This is a genomic window from Chromohalobacter canadensis, assembly GCF_034479555.1.
GTDB lineage: Bacteria > Pseudomonadota > Gammaproteobacteria > Pseudomonadales > Halomonadaceae > Chromohalobacter > Chromohalobacter canadensis.
The window spans coordinates 29,211-46,822 of record NZ_CP140151.1 but is presented as its reverse complement, the minus strand read 5'-3'; the positions used below and the strand labels follow the sequence as shown (position 1 = coordinate 46,822).

General features: G+C 60.4%; 16 protein-coding genes. 4 read left to right on the top strand and 12 right to left on the bottom strand.

Annotation, left to right across the window (positions count from 1 at the left end; genetic code table 11):
• Positions 1-9 precede the first annotated feature (9 nt).
• A complete protein-coding gene (gene msrA, locus SR908_RS00215; RefSeq protein ID WP_097023698.1) occupies positions 10-645 on the bottom strand; it encodes a peptide-methionine (S)-S-oxide reductase MsrA in 636 nt (211 codons plus the stop codon).
• A gap of 14 nt (positions 646-659) precedes the next feature.
• Between msrA and SR908_RS00210 the strand changes: the two genes are divergently transcribed.
• Positions 660-1,139, top strand: a complete 480-nt coding sequence (locus tag SR908_RS00210) for a YchJ family protein (protein ID WP_246921910.1) — start codon at positions 660-662, stop codon at positions 1,137-1,139.
• Here SR908_RS00210 and tamB read toward each other — a convergent pair.
• The 3 genes from tamB to SR908_RS00195 all read right to left on the bottom strand — a co-directional run bounded on the left by tamB (position 1,108) and on the right by SR908_RS00195 (position 7,880).
• Positions 1,108-5,130: an autotransporter assembly complex protein TamB gene (tamB, locus tag SR908_RS00205; RefSeq protein WP_246921908.1), complete on the bottom strand. Its 4,023-nt coding sequence runs from the start codon at positions 5,128-5,130 to the stop codon at positions 1,108-1,110. The two genes, SR908_RS00210 and tamB, sit on opposite strands and share 32 nt — an antisense overlap.
• Positions 5,094-6,920: an autotransporter assembly complex protein TamA gene (gene tamA, locus SR908_RS00200; protein WP_246921906.1), complete on the bottom strand. Its 1,827-nt coding sequence runs from the start codon at positions 6,918-6,920 to the stop codon at positions 5,094-5,096. The genes tamB and tamA overlap by 37 nt, the downstream gene beginning before the upstream one ends.
• Positions 6,921-7,055: 135 nt before the next feature.
• Complete coding sequence (locus tag SR908_RS00195; protein WP_246921904.1) at positions 7,056-7,880, bottom strand: hypothetical protein; 825 nt, start codon at positions 7,878-7,880, stop codon at positions 7,056-7,058.
• A 238-nt stretch (positions 7,881-8,118) separates the two neighbouring features.
• On the opposite strand from SR908_RS00195, the gene SR908_RS00190 reads away from it, so the two are divergent.
• The gene (locus SR908_RS00190) at positions 8,119-8,700 is read left to right on the top strand and encodes a superoxide dismutase (RefSeq protein WP_178998657.1); all 582 of its coding nucleotides are present in this window, start codon (positions 8,119-8,121) and stop codon (positions 8,698-8,700) included.
• Between the two features lie 46 nt (positions 8,701-8,746).
• On the opposite strand, the gene SR908_RS00185 is transcribed toward SR908_RS00190, so the two are convergent.
• Together SR908_RS00185 and galU are read right to left on the bottom strand one after the other, a co-directional pair.
• On the bottom strand, positions 8,747-10,039 hold the full coding sequence (locus SR908_RS00185) for a nucleotide sugar dehydrogenase (RefSeq protein WP_246921901.1): 1,293 nt from the start codon (positions 10,037-10,039) through the stop codon (positions 8,747-8,749).
• A 4-nt stretch (positions 10,040-10,043) separates the two neighbouring features.
• Entirely contained in the window at positions 10,044-10,931 is an 888-nt protein-coding gene (galU, locus tag SR908_RS00180) for a UTP--glucose-1-phosphate uridylyltransferase GalU (protein ID WP_097023704.1), read from the bottom strand.
• 274 nt (positions 10,932-11,205) lie between these two features.
• Here galU and ubiG point away from each other — a divergent pair, with 274 nt between their 5' ends.
• Positions 11,206-11,943 (top strand): bifunctional 2-polyprenyl-6-hydroxyphenol methylase/3-demethylubiquinol 3-O-methyltransferase UbiG, encoded by a 738-nt coding sequence (gene ubiG, locus SR908_RS00175; protein WP_246921899.1) that lies wholly within the window; start codon positions 11,206-11,208, stop codon positions 11,941-11,943.
• A complete protein-coding gene (locus SR908_RS00170; protein ID WP_246921897.1) occupies positions 11,940-12,629 on the top strand; it encodes an HAD-IA family hydrolase in 690 nt (229 codons plus the stop codon). The genes ubiG and SR908_RS00170 overlap by 4 nt, the downstream gene beginning before the upstream one ends.
• 9 nt (positions 12,630-12,638) lie before the next feature.
• On the opposite strand, the gene SR908_RS00165 is transcribed toward SR908_RS00170, so the two are convergent.
• From SR908_RS00165 to tolR, 6 genes are read right to left on the bottom strand one after another with little or no spacing between them, the layout of a single operon-like run.
• Positions 12,639-13,418, bottom strand: a complete 780-nt coding sequence (locus SR908_RS00165; protein ID WP_246921895.1) for a YciK family oxidoreductase — start codon at positions 13,416-13,418, stop codon at positions 12,639-12,641.
• Between the two features lie 27 nt (positions 13,419-13,445).
• On the bottom strand, positions 13,446-14,246 hold the full coding sequence (ybgF, locus tag SR908_RS00160) for a tol-pal system protein YbgF (protein ID WP_246921893.1): 801 nt from the start codon (positions 14,244-14,246) through the stop codon (positions 13,446-13,448).
• A gap of 18 nt (positions 14,247-14,264) precedes the next feature.
• Positions 14,265-14,798: a peptidoglycan-associated lipoprotein Pal gene (gene pal / locus SR908_RS00155; protein WP_246921891.1), complete on the bottom strand. Its 534-nt coding sequence runs from the start codon at positions 14,796-14,798 to the stop codon at positions 14,265-14,267.
• 41 nt (positions 14,799-14,839) lie between these two features.
• Positions 14,840-16,126 (bottom strand): Tol-Pal system beta propeller repeat protein TolB, encoded by a 1,287-nt coding sequence (gene tolB, locus SR908_RS00150; RefSeq protein ID WP_246921889.1) that lies wholly within the window; start codon positions 16,124-16,126, stop codon positions 14,840-14,842.
• Positions 16,126-17,163: a cell envelope integrity protein TolA gene (gene tolA / locus SR908_RS00145; protein WP_246921887.1), complete on the bottom strand. Its 1,038-nt coding sequence runs from the start codon at positions 17,161-17,163 to the stop codon at positions 16,126-16,128. The genes tolB and tolA overlap by 1 nt, the downstream gene beginning before the upstream one ends.
• A 9-nt stretch (positions 17,164-17,172) precedes the next feature.
• Complete coding sequence (tolR, locus tag SR908_RS00140) at positions 17,173-17,610, bottom strand: protein TolR (protein ID WP_097023711.1); 438 nt, start codon at positions 17,608-17,610, stop codon at positions 17,173-17,175.
• Between the last annotated feature and the right edge of the window lie 2 nt (positions 17,611-17,612).

Genomic DNA, 17,612 nt, shown 5'->3' with positions numbered 1-17,612 from the left:
AGCTAGGCTTCACGTTACCGGGCAAGCCACCCCGGTGCCCTTGAGGCCACAATACCCGGCCGGATTCTTGGCCAGATACTGCTGGTGATACTCTTCCGCGTAGTAAAAAGCCTCGAGCGGTGCGACTTCTGTGGTGACATGCCCCAAACCTTGCTGACGAAGGGCCTGGTCGTATTCTTGCCAGCTCTTGTCGACCAGGGGGCGGTGTAACTCATCCGTGGTGTAGATGACGCTGCGGTACTGGCTGCCGATGTCGTTGCCTTGTTGCATGCCTTGCGTCGGATCGTGCGCCTCCCAGAAAGCACGCAGCAATTCGGGTAGCCCGATTTCGGTGGGGTCGAACACGACGTGGACCACCTCGGCGTGTCCGGTATGCCCAGTGCAGGTTTCTTCATAGGTTGGGTTGGGCGTATAGCCGCCGGCGTAACCTACCGCCGTCACGTAGACACCCGGCATTTCCCAGAACAGGCGCTCGGCCCCCCAGAAGCAACCCAGTCCTAGCACGATTTCTTCATGCCCTTCTGGGAACGGCGACAACATCGAGCGACCGTTGACATAATGAGTGCCGCTAATACGTATGGGCGTATCACGCCCCTTGAGTGCCGTTTCCGGCGTGGGAAGCTCGAGCGATTCTTGTGGCCACATAGGGAAAATCTCGCATGACGATGAGTAAAAAAGCGTTCGACACCTGCCCCTGCGGGCAGCCACGGCGCTTCGATGAATGCTGTGCGCCGATCCATGAGGATCCGCGCCGGGCGAAGACACCCGAGGCGCTGATGCGGGCACGCTATAGCGCCTTCGCGTGCGATGCATATGATGCATTGATCGCTACCTGGGAGCCCACCACATGCCCCACCCGTGACTCACTGGCCACGCACGAGGCATGCTGGCTGAAGCTGATCATCCATGACAGCACCCAACAAGGCGCGACAGGCACGGTGACGTTCAGTGCCGATTTCATCGACGCCAATGGCTTTCAGCGTCTTACCGAAACCAGCCGCTTTCGTTTCGCCACCCATGCCGACCAGTGGTTCTATGTCGACGGCGATGCCCAGTGGCGTCGCCTCGACATTGGCCGCAATGCCGCGTGTCCATGCGGCAGTGGCCTCAAGGCGAAGCGCTGCTGCGCCCGAGGCTGAAGGTATAGATCAAATCGAGTGCCTGAGCCGCGCCGGATACCGCTTCCAGATACAGGTTCTGAATCAATCGGTAGCGCAGTGTCAGCTCGGCGATGGGGGAGAAAATGCCAACGCCATAGCCAACTTTCAAGTCATCGAAGACATAGCCACTGACGACGACCTGACTATCCTCGCCTGAGCCCGAGGTGTCGAGGCTTAAATCGTCGACACCGAATGCCTGGCCGAGCTGGCCCACGGCGCGGCCGCTCTGCGACAGCGAGAGCCCGATCAGCGCCGAGGTCAGCGCGCCATCGCCACCGTCGTCGCCCGGCGCTCGACCCCTGAGAAGATAGGAAAGGGCCCGGCTCTCGGACATCGCGGGTTCCGAGAAAATGCTCAATTGGGGATTCTCCGCACGGCCCGTGACGCGTAGCCCGGCGGTCACGTCGTCCTCGATGGTATCGGGGTTGCGAATCGCCTCGAACTGCAGACGCGGCTGGGACGCCGGCCCGCTGAACAGAATCTGCCCCTGACGAATGACCAAGTCCTGCCCGAACGCGGTATAACTGCCGTCGACCAAGTTGACATCGCCGAACAACTGCACGGGCCCGCTGCCCTGGCGTACTTCGAGCTGGCCTGCCAACTGTGTCTCGAGGCCATAGGCCTCGAGGCTCATGTCCGGGCCGAGATGCAGCATGATGCTGATATCCAGTGCCATACCGGCCTCGGAGAGCGCTTGGGCCGTGGCTTCGCTCTGCTCGCCCGATGCTGCGGCTTCTTGCTGGGCAGCATCCTCCTCGCGCGTGATGATGACCTCGTCGCTACTCGGTGCCACTGCGGAAGGCGGAATCTTGCCGACCTCCAAGCGCGCCCAGGGAACATCGACATCGCCACGTACACGCAAGCGATCCGGGGTGGCGTCGACACGCAGATCCGGGGCGACACGCAACCGCCCGAAGTCTGGCAGGCTGACCTGCAACGGATCGTCTTGCCCCTCGATGCCTAGACGCGCCTGCCAAGCCGAGGGATCCTGCCAACCGGCCTCACCCTCCAGGTTCAACCGCCCTGTCTCACCGGCCACGAACCCGTCGAGGTCGGCACGTTGTCCGGCGAAGTCGATGCCAAGACGGGCATCGCGTATCGCGACGGGAATGGCCGGGCCACGTGCTTTCACGCCCTTGGCGGTGAGCTCGCCATCGAGACTGGGTTGGCGCAATGTCCCTGCGAAGGTGACATCGCCGGCGAGCGCCCCTTCGAGGTCGGACAAGCCTTCGACGAGGGCACGATACGGAGCGAAGGCGATGTCATTGACTTGCAGGCGCCCTTCCAAGGCGGCCTCGCCCAGCGGATCGTCAATCCCTAACGACAGCGCCAGTTGCCCGGTGTCGCCCTGATCGAGTGTCAGGCGTGTATCGGCACGAGATGGCGTGGCATCGAACGTTGCCGCGAGGCGGCTGTCCGGCAGTTCCCAGGGGTTGCCACGAGCATCTTCGCCGGTGACATCCAGTTGGCTATCGATCTGCCCCTCGGCATGCCACTGCTGGCCCGCCTGTTGCCAGCTCAGATTGGCCTCACCCTGGGTCTTGCCGTCTACGCGCCAGCCCGACGGCAGTGTGTCGGCAAGCAGGTCCATGGGAATGTCGCGCAAAGCCAGTGCAGCGTCGCCGGTATCGGCGGAAAGCCGCGCCTGGTCGACGAGACACGCTTCGCCTCCTTGCTGGCGCACCAGGCAGAACGGCGCGAGCGTCACGCGCTGGGTGGCGACATCGGCATCGAAGTCCAGGGCGTCATCGAGCGTGATATCGCCGTATTCGGTCGCAAGCTCGAGCGGCGCCAGCGACCCACGATAGCGCTGAGCGTCTGCATCGTACTGACCGTCGAGGATGAGGTTCGCCCGCGAGAGCGGCAGGCCGCTTCCCAGTTGAGTGTCGAGCTCCAGTGTGTGCTGGGAGAGGCGCCCTGCCAGCGCGACGCTCAGAGCGTCGACACGTTGACCACCGGCCTCGAGCCCTTCGATAGACACATTGGCCTCCACGCGCGGGTCGTCGATCCCTTCGCTATGCGCCTTTAGTGACAGGGACTCGAGTTGTTGCGTCTGGTAGCGCAGCGCCTCGCCGGTCATGTCAAGATCGAGACGTGGCGACTCGAGGGAGCCTTGGGCGTCGAGATCACCCTGCAAGGCGCCACCGAGCCCGGGCCACAGCGTCGAGAGTCGCGGTGCCTCGATACGACTGCGCAGGTCCAGACGCTGTCCGATAGTGCCTTCCGCGGTGATGCGGTTATCGCCTTGGCGAAGGTCGAGCTGATCGATTGCCCATTGCATCTGGCTATTGCCACTGAGCTTGGCGTTCAAGCGCAAGGCCCTATCTTGCAAGGTGCCGTCGATGGCCAGCTGTGGTATGCGCAGTCGCCAGCCTTGAGGCTGCATATCGAAGCTGACGCGTGCCTGACCATTGAGGGTTCCGTCCACGGCCTCGGTGAAGGCGCCAATGGGGAGCTTGTCGAGTTGGAGGTCGCTTTCCACCGTTAGCGCCGAGGCCCAATCCACTTGGCCACGACCGCTCAAGGTACCGCCCTCGGCCTTGAGCGTGAGCGGCAACCAGGCGAAGTGTGAGGCGTCGCCACGGCCATCGAGCGTCAGGCGGCTTTCGGGAAGACCGTCCCCGCGTGCCGTCAAGTCGAGTGCGACTCGATAATCCTCCAGGGAGCCATCGGCGTCGAGGTCGAGCGTGTCGAGTCGATAGGCGGCCTTGCCTGCGCCTACGTGTTGTGATGCCGACACTGCGGCGGCATCCAGACGCCCTCCCGCAGCAAGTTCAGGCGCGGTGAGCGTGCCCGCCAGTGGCCAAGTGATGTCACTGGCATCGAGCGACAGACCGAATGGCAAGGTTGGTGCCAACGCATCCACCTTGCCCGTCAGCGTGGCCGTGACGGGACCACTGGCGTCGAGGTCGAGCGCCAGATCGGCCAGGGAGCCGTCCAGCGTCAATGATGCCCGCTGACCGGCCAACGGAGCTCGTGCGATATGCGTTTCCAGGCGGCCGTGGAGGGGATAATCGCCGGTTAGTGTTGCCTGCAAGGCAAGTTCCGCCTCACCGTCATCGCTGCGAACGTTTAGCCGATGAATGGCGACATCGCTGCCTTGGGTGGATAGCGACAGCGTCGCCTGCGTCAGGTTATAGGATGTCGCGCCACGCAACTGAAAGTCGTCGACCACCAGGCTCGGGGCTCGAATATCGAGTGGCAATTCGATCTCGGGCAACGCCAAGCGGCGTTCGGCGTCGTTATCGGATGCCTCGCTCTCAGCCACAGGCGCTTCATCGGTTGCGGATTCCTCGGCAGAGCTGTCCCCCGCCGCCTGTGAGGCCGCATCGATAGTACCTGCAGGAATGGCCGGCGATGCCACCCCTTGGGTCAGACGCTGCCCTTCGCTCATCGGCAGGTAGAGTTGCGTCCCCTCCAGGCGGGTTGGCAGTAATGTAAGGTCGTTGCCGGAAACGCGCGCACCGGTGGTGAAGTCATCCCATTGCAGTTGCGTACCATCTGCCAGGTCGACGCGTACGTCCTCGAGTCCGAGCGCGCGTATCTCGATGGGAAACGGAAACCAGAGTGCGGGCATTCCCCCCCCGGACGATGCATCAGACTGGGAATCGTCACTCGCATTGCCGGACGCCAACACAATGTGTGCGCCCTCGACTTGCAGCCCCTGAAGACAGAGTTTGCCGTCCAGCAGACAATCGTCGGCCCAGCTCAGGTGCAAGCGCTCGACATCGAGGGTAAGAGGGCCGACATCGAGATGCAGGCCACGTAACGTCAGCGTGTCCAGCGGCGCTCCCTTTACCTCCTCGACCTCATACCAGCCGCGTGACTGGCCTTGATCGGCCAGCCATGCGGTTCCCCAGGGCGACAACGCCACCCCGAGCAACAACAACACCAGTCCCAAGAGCCACAGTGGTACGTAAATCAGTGCACGGATCAGAATTCCGGTCCGATGGCGAAGTGCAGACGCCACGCGTCCTCCTCATTATCGAAAGGATGGGCGATATCGAAACGTACGGGCCCCACGGGCGAGATCCACCGCACACCGATACCGGCACCGGTCTTGAGTTCCTCGGGCCACCATTCATTGAAGGCGTTGCCGGTATCGATGAAGGTTGCCCCCCACCAGTTGCCGGTGACCCGACGCTGGTACTCGGCGCTGGCGGTCAACATGTGCTGGCCACCGAGCAGTTCGCCGTCGTCGTTCTCCGGCGATAAGCTCTCGTAGCTGTAGCCGCGCACACTCTGGTCGCCACCGGCGAAGAAACGCAGTGACGGAGGAATCTTGTCGAAGGTATCGGTGGCCATGGCGCCACCGCCGACGCGGCCGACGAAGCGATTGTCCTGCCCCAGTGTGCGAATCCATTGCGAGTCGAACGTGGTACGCAAGAAGCGCGCGTCAGACCCCCACTTGGGGTCGGAAACCTCCAACGCCAGTCGCTGCCGATCGCCCCACATGGGGAAATTGGGTTGCCGCGTGCGAGTACGGGTCCAGCTGATGCCTGGATAAAGCAGCAGGACTTGTTCGTCCTGGTCCGCCTGGGTGAAATCCTCGTACGTGGTACGAAAATAGAGTTCTTGCACCCAGTCGTTGTCGAATTTCCAGCGCCGTGCCAGCTCGACCGAACTCTCTAGGCTCTGCGTGTCCTCGTTGTCGAGTTTACGTAGACCATAGCCAAGGCGGTAGCTATCGCGCAGTGGGTTGGCCAGTGGCATCAGATACTCACCGTCGAAGCGCTGCTCTGGCCCCGAGAGGTACAAGGCATTCGAGAGACTGTGCCCACGCTCATTGAGCCAGGGCATGTCCCAACTGAATTGAACGCGTGGCCCCACATCGGTGGCATAGCCGATCCCGGTTTCGAACTTATGGCGGTCGGCGGGAATGACATCGACGTCGACCGGTACGTCGGTGCGCTGCTGGCCATGGAGTTGGCGCACGGCGGCAAGGCCTGGGCCACTCGTTAAAGGGGGCCTGCGCCCGGTGGCTTCTTGCCACCATTGTCCGCTATTCGCGCCACGCCCGCCGCTGTCGATGCGTGGGCGCACAGCGATGCCACGAAACCAGTCGGTTTCGCCCAGACGTTGGTTGTACTCGGCCAGTTGTCCGGCCAGATAAGGATCGCCGTCTTCAAACGGCAGCATGCGGCGCAGGCGGGCCTCTTCGATCTGGCTTCCCGAAAAACGAATGTTGCCGAAATGATAACGCGGCCCGCTATCCATCCTCAGGAAAATACGGGCACTGGCCTCCCAGGGGCGCACTTCCATCCGTCGCTGAGTAAAGCCGGCATCGAAATAGCCACGTTCGAGCGCCAATGTGGAAAAGCGGCTCTTAGCGCTTTCATAACGGTCATGGCGTAATGCATCGCCTTCCTTGAGCGCCACCTGATCGAGTGCGCTCTGAAAGGCGCTATCCTCGTGGGCCTCGCCATCGATACCCATGTCGAGCTGAGTGATGTGTGTCTGAGGCCCAGGGTCGATGGTGATAACGGCGTCGGCATCGAACGTGCCGTCGGGATACGCCGTCTCGATCTGAGGTGAGTAATAGCCGAAGGCTCGCAACGCCCGTTGGGTTCGATCGCGGACCTCGCTGTCCAGACGTTCCTCGCTGATGTCCTGGGTATCGACCGCGCGCAGAAAAGTGACGACATTGTCGGCGGCAGGGCCTTCAAGCCCCTCAACGGACGCGTCTAGAGCGTGAGCACTGGACGTAACGACACTCAATGCCGCTCCCCACAGGATGCGCCGTGTCATGGAATGGCGCATCGACGTCAGCCTCCCCTGCGTTGCGGATCGACAACGTCCACCAGTGAAGGGGCGATAAAACCCGGGCGTTGATCTCGGCTGATTTCCAATGACTCAATCCTTGTCGTGAGATCGCGTGATTAGTCGACAGCGACATTATTGAGAAGCGGAAAGTGCTTCCACATTGGCATTGAGAGCCAATTGTCCCTGGCGAAGTTCCCGTAGATCGTCCTGAATGCTAGCGACCTCATTGGCGACTTCATCGTGATCGCCGGATAGTGACGCGACCCGAGCGCTCAGATCGTCGAGGTTCTCTTGCAGGTCGTCAAGCGTTTCGCCACGGGCCTGACGTGTGTCGGCCAGCTCATCAAGACGTTGTGTCAGCGTCTCCAGCCCACTGCCCTGCTCTTCCTGGCGCGAGGAGAGCGACTCCAAGCGTGACGACAAGGTGGCGCGCGCATCTTCGCCCGTGCTTTCCAGGGCCTTGAGTGAGGACTGTTGAGCGGCAATGAGCGTTTGTTGCGTGTCTTGCCTGTCGCGCAAGTCTTCCAGGGCGCTACTCGCCCCCGTGCCATCCTCCAGCTCGCTAACCTTGTTTTCCAGGTTGCCGATTACGGCGCGGGAGGCATCCAATTGGGAGCGCAGCCGGTCCAGTTCGGAGCGTAAGCTATCGCCGGAGGCATCCAGCGAGCTGCCCGTGGCGTCAAGGCGGTCGGTCAAGCTGTTTTGCCGTGCTTCGAGGTTGGAAAACCGAGTTTGCCAGGCTTGTCGTTCTTGCCAGTAAAAACTCGTGATTCCCGCCAGAGCGACGATGAGAAGTAACGTCAGGCACCACAATGGCCAGACGCGTGTGCGTCGACGCCGTGTCCCGCTGCTGGCACGGCGTGGACGGCTGTCGAGGCGCCCTTCGGCGATGGGGTCGGTATCGCGCTCGGGCACGATACGTGGTTCCTGGCGTGTTCCTTCCGATCGTTCAGACATGCTCGGCTCTCGTCTCGACTACGTTATTTATCAATGCCCTGGCGTATCACACGAATGTAGCGAAATTGGCGCTTACCGGGGCCGGTGCTAAGATACCGGGCGCGGCTTAGAACGCAGATACTTGGTATTGTAAGGTTTTTTAGTGAATAGAGTGACCACGATAGTAAAACGCTTCACGCTGAGATGCCTCTGTGGTCCTGGGTTACTTCTTGGCCGATCACGATAAAAGGAGCACATCATGGCGTTCGAACTGCCTGCCTTGCCGTATGAGAAAAACGCGCTCGAACCGCATATCTCCGCCGAAACGCTGGAGTATCACTACGGTAAACACCATCAAGCCTACGTGAACAAGCTCAACGAGCTGACCCAGGGTACCGCCTACGACGACAAATCACTCGAAGAGATCATTCAATCGGCTTCCGGTGCCATGTTCAATCAAGCGGCTCAGGTATGGAACCATACCTTCTACTGGCACTGCCTCTCCCCCCAGGGTGGCGGCGAACCCAAGGGCGCGTTGGGCGATGCGATCAAAGCGACGTTCGGTTCCTTCGAGCAGTTCAAGGAAGCGTTCAATGCCAAAGCGGTGGGTAATTTCGGCTCTGGTTGGACCTGGTTGATCAAGACCGCCGATGGCGGCGTGGACATCAGCAACACCGACGATGCCGACTGCCCCATCGCGCATGGCCAAACGCCTCTGTTGACCATCGATGTCTGGGAGCATGCCTATTACATCGATTATCGCAACGCGCGTCCAAAATACCTGGACGCGGTGTGGAACGTCATCAACTGGGACTTCATCTCCCAGAACTTCAATGATTGATTGGCCATCGAAATAGCACGCTCCGCTTCGACGGAGCGTGCATCGTTCAGGCGTTGGGCGGATCCGCTCGTCGACCGATACCACGATAGATCAAGCCACGTGACGCGACATAATCGGGATCGTAGATATTGCGACCATCCAGGATCAATGGCGTGGTCATGAGTTCGCTTAGTCGGCGCCAATTGGGATTCCAGTAGCATTTCCACTCGGTGACCAGCATCAGAGCATCCGCTTCTTCACAAGCGGCGTAAAAATCATCATCGCAAAAGCGTACACGAGGATGCTGCTCGTAGAGCTCACGCAGAGCCGGTAACGCCTCGGGATCGTGAATGCTGACGTTGACGCCCTGCGCCAACAACGCATCGATCAAGGTGAGCACCGGCGCTTGATCGATGCGGGTGGTGCCAGGCTTGAACGCCGCTCCCCAGATGGCGACGCGTCGCTCGAAAAGCTGGCCATGGAAGTGGTGCCAGAATTTGCGGAACAGCGTCTCTTTTTTCTGCTCGTTGATGTCGAGGACATGCTCAAGCAGCAACGACTCGCGACCGGAAGCATGCTGGACATCGGCCAGCCGCATGAGATCACGCGAGAAGCTGGGACCGCCAAAGCCACAGCCAGGATATAGGTACTCGAAACCGATACGGCTATCGGCGCCCATGCCCAGGCGGACATGTTCGACATCGACATCCAGCGAGTCGGCTAGGCCCGCCAACTCGTTCATATAGCTTATGCGTGTCGCCAACATGCCGATGATCGCCAGCTTGGCGAGCTCCGCGGCGCGGCGCGGCATGAGCTGGAACACGTCCTGGCGACGGTTGAAAGCACGTAGCAGCTCGCGCACCTGAGCGGTGGCCTGGCGATCTTCGCTTCCGAGCAACCAGCGTGCCGGGCGGGTGAAGGTCTCCCAGGCACGACCTTCTTCCAGCATGTCTGGTAAGGCAACGGCCGCTTGGCCGGTGTGGCCAAGCAACGCCTCGAGGCGTTCGGTGTGGCCGACCGGAAACGTCGAATTATTGACGATCACCAGCGGGGTGCTTTGCGCCGCGGGAATATCGGCCACATAGGCTTCAGCGGATTCACGCTGGTCCGGAGCCAGCGCTAGCCAATGAATCTCGACATCTTCCCGCGTGGGCGTATCGGTCAGGCGTAGCAGCCCCGAACGACACCCCGCATCGATCTGGGACTTGAGCCCCGGTTCGCGAAGCAGCCATTCGGCATGTTCCAGTCGCTGCCAGGGCACCTCGGGATGCGGGCACCAGTCGACCTGGTGCCCCACCGAGGAAAGCGCTGCCGCCGCCACGGCCGCCGATAGCTCGCTTCCATACACGTTCACGCGCATGGCATCAGCCCTCGTTTGCGTGGCGGTCCAACAGGGAGCGGAATCCTTCGCCATACTGGGAATGGCGCTTGGCGAGTGCCAGTGTGGCTTCCAGGTAGCCTAGTTGGTGCCCGCAATCGTAGGTATTGCCGCGCATGCGATAAGCTTCGGCGCCCTGCTGCTGGCGTAGGGTCTCGAGGGCGTCGGTAAGCTGGATTTCATTCCCCGCACCGGGTTTGGTTTCGGCCAGCAGCGGGAAGATGGCTGCCGGCAGTAGATAACGCCCGATCACTGCCAGGCTGGAAGGCGCCTCCTCCACCTTGGGTTTTTCGACCATGCCCGTCAGCGGTGCGCTATCGCCGGGAGCCGGTGCCTCGCCCTCGAGCGCGACGATCCCATACTTGTGAGTCATTTCTTGCGGCACGTTTTCGACCATGATCTGTGCCTGACCGCTCTTGTCGAAAGCCTCGATCATCCCTGCCAGGTCGTTCTGCGCTAGATCGCCGGCATCTACCAGCACATCGGGCAGCAGCACGGCAAATGGATCGTCGCCAATCACCGACCGCGCGCACAGCACGGCGTGCCCAAGGCCTAGAGCGACCGGCTGGCGCACGGCGATGATGCTCACATCCTCGGGGACGATGTTGCGCACTTCCGCGAGCAATTCATCCTTGCCCTTGGACTCGAGCATCGCCTCGAGCTCGAAGTTCTTGTCAAAATGGTTCTCGATGGCGCTTTTGCTGGAGTGCGTCACCAGCACGATTTCCTTGATGCCGGCAGCCACCGCTTCCTCGACGACGTATTGAATGACCGGCTTGTCGACGATAGTGATCATTTCCTTGGGAATGGCCTTGGAAGCTGGTAGGCAACGTGTGCCGAGTCCAGCGACGGGGAGTACGGCCTTCTTGATCATGAGGAATCCTTCCTTAGCGTTCTAGGGTCGAGTGTTGGCAGTATGCCATAGTGAAAAGCGCGTCGGCGCCAACGATTCGGCATTCCTTTGATGGTATTCAGATAAAGAGGTTCGAGCTGCCTTGCAGGTTGGCAGAATGCGCCTCTCAACATCCGCGCGTAACATTGTAGAATGTGTAGTATTTGCGTGCCGGCACGTGACGATACTTAAAGACATTAGACTTCGATACGTATGCCGTGGCATCGGTTCGATCATTTCTCCAAGAGGAAACCCCATGAGCGAGACGTTCGGTAACAACGTGGATCACGCCGAGATCGCCAAGTTCGAAGCGCTTGCCAGCCGCTGGTGGGATCCTGAAAGCGAGTTCAAGCCGCTGCATGAGATTAACCCGCTGCGCCTGAACTTCATCGATGAGCAGGCCAACCTGGCGGGCAAGACCGCCATCGATGTGGGATGCGGTGGCGGCATCCTTAGCGAAGCGATGGCCCATCGCGGTGCTAGGGTCACGGGCATCGACATGGGAGAAGCGCCGCTTGCCGTCGCACGCCTGCATCAGCAGGAAAGTGAGGTGGCGGTCGACTACCGTCAGATCAGCGCCGAGGAAATGGCGGCCCAGCACCCTGGGGAGTTCGATGTCGTCACCTGCCTGGAAATGCTCGAGCATGTTCCCGATCCGGCGGCGGTCGTGCGGGCATGCGCGACGCTGGTCAAACCCGGCGGGCACTTGTTCTTCTCGACCATCAACCGCAATCCCAAGGCGTATATGTTCGCTATTCTAGGCGCCGAGTATGTGCTGCAGCTATTGCCCCGCGGGACGCATACCTACAACAAGTTCATTCGCCCGGCGGAGTTGTCGGCCTGGTGTCGTGACGCCGGGTTACGCGTGCGTCGTCAGACCGGACTGACCTACAACCCCGTGACCAAGCGCTATCGCCTGGTGGCCAACGATGTGTCCGTGAATTACATGATGCACTGCACGCCGGAATGGACGGGCACAGGAGAGACGCCATGAGCCACGCCCGGCCGACGGCGTTGCTTTTCGATCTTGACGGCACGCTCGTCGACACGGCGCCTGATCTGGCGCAAGCCACCAATGCCTTGCGAACACATCACGGACTCGCGCCATTGCCTTACGAGACCATCCGCGCCCAAGTCTCGAACGGCGGCAGTGCCCTAGTGGAGCTGGCGCTGGGATTGGCGCCTGCGCATGCCGATCATGGCGAAGCTCGGCGTTTCCTGCTCGAGGCCTACGGTCGCGACGTCGCCGTGCATAGCCGCGTTTTTCCCGGCCTCGCCCCTCTGCTTGAGGTATGGACCCAAACCCGGCGCCCCTGGGGGATCGTGACCAACAAACCGCGCGCCTATGCCGCGCCCTTGGTCGAGGCGCTGGGGCTGACGCAGGGCGTGTTGGTGGCCGCGGATGACCTGCCGCTCAAGAAACCCGATCCCGCACCACTACTCGAGGCGGCGCGTCGTCTTGGCGTCGCGCCTGGTGATTGCTGGTACATCGGTGATCATCTACGTGACATGCAGGCGGCACGGGCGGCAGGCATGCACGCCATCGCGGTACGTTATGGTTATATCGGCGACGAGGAAGCTCCGGATACCTGGCCGGTGGATCGTTGGTTCGAAACGCCGGAAAGCTTGACCCAAGCGCTTTGGCCCGGCGAAGACGAAACGGTTGGCCGCCCAGGTTGACAGAACTGCTTATGCGGTTCCCGGTGACACACCTTTGGGCGGCTGAGCGTCGAATGCCTGCCCCGTATGTCCCCGGCTGGCGGGGCCCATCAACCACAAGTAAGTCGGCATGATATCCAGCGGTGTGCGTAATGTCGCCGGATCCTCGTCAGGATATGCCCCTTGCCGCATGGCCGTGCGGGTCGCCCCAGGGTTAAGAGTGTTCACACGTACCGACGAAGTGGGCTCGAGTTCATCGGCCAGCACCTGCATGAAGCCTTCCGTCGCGAACTTCGAAACCGAATACGCGCCCCAGCGCGCGCGGCCTTTACGTCCGACGCTCGAGGAAGTCAGCACCACCGAGGCATCGCGGGATGCCTCGAGCAATGGCAGCAACGCCTGCGTCATCCACACCGGACCGGTGACATTGACCTGCATCACCCGTTCCCAAAGTTCCGGGTCGTAGTGCGCGAAAGGCGTCAATTCCCCGAGCAAGCCGGCGTTGTGTAGAAGACCGTCGAGACGTCCGAACTCACGTTCCAGTGTCTTGGCCAGATCGCGATATTCCTTGAGTGTCGCACCCTCGAAGTTGAGCGGGAAAATCGCGGGTTGCGGTCCCCCGGCGGCTTCGATCTCATCATAGACCGCTTCGAGCTTGGCCAGGGTACGCCCAACCAGTACCAGAGTGGCGCCGTGTTCGGCAAAAGAGCGCGCGGCAGCACGCCCGATGCCCGCCCCCGCGCCAGTCACGAGGACAACACGACCCTCTAGCAGGTTCGCTGGCGGATGATAATCGATATGGCATTCCATGACGCATCCCCCATCTTGCGGCGTCAATCAGTCTGACTGGTTAAGGAAATCCTCGGCCATGTCAGCCGCGTTGCTATCAGGATAGTCGTCGCGGACGCGCTCGAGGAGCGTTGTACTTTCATCGGGCTGGCCTTGGCGTGCTTTTAGCAATCCCAGTTTGTAGAGGGCATCCGCGACCTTGTTGCTGTCGGGATAGTCATCGATAACCGTCTGGAAAGATTCGGCGGCCGCGTCCAATTGCGATTGCGCGGAATACAGCTCGCCTAGCCAATAGTGCGCGTTGGGGCGTAAATCGGAATTCGGGTAGTCGCCGATGAAATCTTCGAAGGCCTGGATTGCCTGATCGAACTGACGCGCCTGCACCTTCTTGAAGGCCGCCTGATAATCTTCGCGTCCTTGGTTGCCTGACGCGCCCTCTTGAGCGCCACCTGCTGGCGATTCGTTGGCATCGGCATTACCGGTGACCGACTCGGCGACATCGCTATCGACCCCGGAAGAATCCCGAGAGGAATCAGAGCGCGACGCCATGTCCTCGATGCGCTTTTCCAGATCCAGGAACCGTTCTTGCGAAAGTTTCTTCTGCTGTTCGAGCTGGTAGCGCAGTTCCTCGAGTTGGCCGCGCAATTGCTTGATCTCGCGCTGGCTGTCCTGCAACTGATTGAACAAGGCCAGATTGCCGCCACCGCCGCCCGTTTCTTCACGCACGGCGGTCTGGCTATAGATATTGTCGGACTGGTCGGTCAAGTCATCGACCGAGGGCTGAGCCCATACGGACAGCGGGAGCACCAGGGCTCCCGCGCCGCACAGTCTTTTCAGACCGTGTTTCATACCTGACTCCGTCGACGTTTAGTAGGAAAAGACGACGCGGCGATTCTGGGCGTACGACTCTTCATCGTGACCGCGTGCCGCAGGACGTTCTTCGCCGTAGCTGACGATTTCGACCTGTGACGACGAGACGCCTTCCACGCTTAGGTACTGCTCGACGGCTTGCGCACGACGCTCACCCAACCCCAGGTTGTACTCGCGGGTGCCACGCTCGTCGGCATGCCCTTCCAAGACGACATCGGTGTTGGGGTGATTCTTGAGATATTGAGCATGCGCTTCGAGTACTGACTCGAATTCCGGACGAATAGTGTCGCGGTCGAAGGCAAAGTAGATAGTGCGCTCTTCAGGAATGGCATTGCGGTCGCCCATCTCGCTGCCTGAAGTGCCTTGTCCACTTTCCATGCCTTGGCTGGAGGCGGAGTCTGAGCCACCGGCGCCTGTTCCGGACGTGCCATCCATGCTGCCATCCTGCGTGCCGCCAGTGCTGGAACAACCCGCGAGAACGGCGAGTGAAATGGCGACGGCGAGGCCTTGAGCATATGGTTTGAATTGCATTGTTTTCTCCTTGCTTGAAAGTCAAATGACTCTATCGCGGTTTAGTCTAAAAAGGGTGACCATGCAGGTTCGCGCACGTCCCCTTGCGGCGACGGCAGCCGGAAGGAAGCACTACCATCGTCCGATACGGCCCCCAATACACCGCGGGTCCCTTCTTGCGTGGCGAAGATTACCATGGTGCCATTCGGCGCGACACTGGGAGATTCGTCCCAGTTGGAATCGGTGAGAACCGTCATGCGATCGGTATCCAGATCCTGGCGAGCAATGTGGAAACCGTCGTCGTCACGGGTCACCATAAATATCGCATCACCGTCCGGGTTGAAACGGCCACGTGAATTATAGCTACCAGTGAAGGTGATCCGTTTGGCCTGCTCTTCACCCAAGTTGTAGCGATAGATCTGCGGATTGCCACTACGGTCGGAGGTGAAAATCAGGCTACGGCCGTCCGGCGCCCACTCGGGTTCGGTATCGATCGCATCGCTATGTGTCAGGCGCGTGAGATTCCGCGAGCCTACATCCATGACGTAGATCTCCGGCTGGCCATCCTTGGAAAGCGACATTGCCAACTTGCGTCCATCCGGTGACCACGCCGGTGCACCGTTGATTCCTTCGAAAGAGGTCAACTGGATACGCTGCCCTGTCGAAAGATTCTGAACATAGATGGAGGGCCGCCCCGTCTCGAACGAGACATAGGCCAGCTTGCGACCGTCCGGTGACCACGCCGGCGACATGATGGGTTCATCCGAGGAGAGAATTTCCTGATTGTTGTGCCCGTCGGAATCGGCGATGTTCAAAGTATATTTGATGTTGTCATCGACTCCATTGGCCGTGACATAGGCGATGCTCGTCGAGAAAGCGCCACGAATCCCGGTGATCTCTTCAAAAATCTGATCGCTGATATAGTGCGCGCTGTCGCGCAGTTGATCGCGACTGGAGGTTACGACCTCGCCGAGCATGCGATCTTCGCCATTGACGTCCAGAAGCTCATATTGGATACGGTACTGGCCATCTTGGTTCTCGACCTTGCCTACCACCAGGTAGTCGCTATCCAGCTGCTGCCAATCCTGATAGTAAACATCATCGCTGCTGCTGGGACGAGAGATCAGCGAATCACGCGACAATGGCTCGAAACGACCACTGCGTTCCAGGTCATTGCCGACGATGCGCGAGACCTCCTGTGGTAGTTCATCCCCCCCTTCCATCGGCACGATGGCAATGGGGATGGCCTGATCGCTGCCCTTGGTGATTTCGATGGTCAGCTCGGCATGCGCCACACCGGCACATAACATCAGCAGCAGCGCGGCTGTCCAAAGCTTGAGTCGTTTCATCAGCGGATATCCTCTGGGTTGAAGTCCAGATTGAATTCACGGAACTGACCTTTTACCGAAGCGTCGAGTTCGCGCATCTCACGGAACGGCGCCGCCTTTTCGACGGCATTGATCACGGAATGGTCGAAAGTGGAATTGCCACTGCTTTGAGTGATCGTGGCGCTTACCAGCTCGCCAGTGGGCAGTAATTGGATTCGCACGATGGCGCGTAACTCCGACGACGCATTGGACGGTACATTCCAGTTTTGCTCGACGTATCGGCGAACCAGGTTCTTGAAGCCATTGGCGGCTTCCCGAGCCTGCTCGGCATTGGCAATGGATTGTTCTTCATCACTGATCATGCTGTCCAGTGATGAATCATTGGCCTGAGCCGCTCGTTCGGCAAGCTCTTGCTGGCGCTTCCGCTCGGCTTCGGCTTCTTCTTGGCGCTTCCGCTCGGCTTCAGCTTCTTCCTGGCGCCTCCGCTCAGCTTCAGCTTCTTCCTGGCGCTGCCGCTCAGCTTCGGCTTCTTCTTGGCGCTTCCGCTCAGCTTCAGCTTCCTCCTGGCGTTGCCGCTCAGCTTCGGCTTCCTCCTGGCGTTGCCGCTCAGCTTCGGCTTCCTCCTGGCGCTGCCTCTCGGCTTCAGCTTCTTCCTGGCGTTGCTGCTCGGCTTCGGCTCGCTGTTCCGCCGCGCGTTGCGCTTCTTCCTGCAAGCGCTGTGCTTCGGCTTTGGCTTCTTCCACTGCGCTATCCGTCACCTCGGCCTCGTTATCGGCCGCTGGTTCCTCGGACGATTCGGAAGGTGTCGATTCCTCGGGTTCCGGCGCGTCTTCTTCCGGTTCCGGCTGAGCAGCCGGCGGAGTGGAATCCTCGGTTTGCTGGGGTTGGTCCGTCGCCGTTTCAGCGCGAACGAGCGTCGCCTGGACCACCGATGAAGAGGTTGGGTCGGACTCGCTTTCCGGCCATTTGATGATGGTGAGCATCAGTGCCGCCACATGCACACCAATGGCCAACAGCACTGGCCAGCCATAGCCTACACGGCGTTCACGTTTCGCCATGTCGATGCCTCACTCTTCACCGGAAGGAGGTTCGGAGATAAGCCCGACGTTGCCTACTCCCGACCCTTGCAGCGTACTCATCAACGTTACGATCTGACCGTAGGCAACATTACGATCACCACGCACCATGACCGGTGTGTTCGCATTTCGGCTTAGCATGGCCTTGACCTTTTCCCCGAGTTCATCGAGGGCGACAGGGGTCTCTTCATCTCCCAGGGAAATGAAATACTGCCCCTCACGATCCACCGACACGATCAGTGGCTCTTGCTCCTCGGTATCGATGGGGTCGGACGACACCTGCGGCAGTTCGACATCGACTCCCTGATTGAGCATGGGGGCGGTGATCATGAAGATCACCAACAGCACCAGCATCACATCGATGAACGGCACGACATTGATCTCGCCCATCGGCTTGCGCCGCTGGCGATGATGATAAGATCCGTACATGC

Excerpts from the sequence above, each read along its gene's own strand:
- msrA (WP_097023698.1), bottom strand. The coding sequence starts at position 645 with ATGTGGCCACAAGAATCGCTCGAGCTTCCCACGCCGGAAACGGCACTC.
- SR908_RS00210 (WP_246921910.1), top strand. The coding sequence starts at position 660 with ATGACGATGAGTAAAAAAGCGTTCGACACCTGCCCCTGCGGGCAGCCA.
- tamA (WP_246921906.1), bottom strand. The coding sequence starts at position 6,920 with ATGCGCCATTCCATGACACGGCGCATCCTGTGGGGAGCGGCATTGAGT.
- SR908_RS00195 (WP_246921904.1), bottom strand. The coding sequence starts at position 7,880 with ATGTCTGAACGATCGGAAGGAACACGCCAGGAACCACGTATCGTGCCC.
- SR908_RS00190 (WP_178998657.1), top strand. The coding sequence starts at position 8,119 with ATGGCGTTCGAACTGCCTGCCTTGCCGTATGAGAAAAACGCGCTCGAA.
- SR908_RS00185 (WP_246921901.1), bottom strand. The coding sequence starts at position 10,039 with ATGCGCGTGAACGTGTATGGAAGCGAGCTATCGGCGGCCGTGGCGGCG.
- galU (WP_097023704.1), bottom strand. The coding sequence starts at position 10,931 with ATGATCAAGAAGGCCGTACTCCCCGTCGCTGGACTCGGCACACGTTGC.
- ubiG (WP_246921899.1), top strand. The coding sequence starts at position 11,206 with ATGAGCGAGACGTTCGGTAACAACGTGGATCACGCCGAGATCGCCAAG.
- SR908_RS00170 (WP_246921897.1), top strand. The coding sequence starts at position 11,940 with ATGAGCCACGCCCGGCCGACGGCGTTGCTTTTCGATCTTGACGGCACG.
- SR908_RS00165 (WP_246921895.1), bottom strand. The coding sequence starts at position 13,418 with ATGGAATGCCATATCGATTATCATCCGCCAGCGAACCTGCTAGAGGGT.
- ybgF (WP_246921893.1), bottom strand. The coding sequence starts at position 14,246 with ATGAAACACGGTCTGAAAAGACTGTGCGGCGCGGGAGCCCTGGTGCTC.
- pal (WP_246921891.1), bottom strand. The coding sequence starts at position 14,798 with ATGCAATTCAAACCATATGCTCAAGGCCTCGCCGTCGCCATTTCACTC.
- tolB (WP_246921889.1), bottom strand. The coding sequence starts at position 16,126 with ATGAAACGACTCAAGCTTTGGACAGCCGCGCTGCTGCTGATGTTATGT.
- tolA (WP_246921887.1), bottom strand. The coding sequence starts at position 17,163 with ATGGCGAAACGTGAACGCCGTGTAGGCTATGGCTGGCCAGTGCTGTTG.
- tolR (WP_097023711.1), bottom strand. The coding sequence starts at position 17,610 with ATGTACGGATCTTATCATCATCGCCAGCGGCGCAAGCCGATGGGCGAG.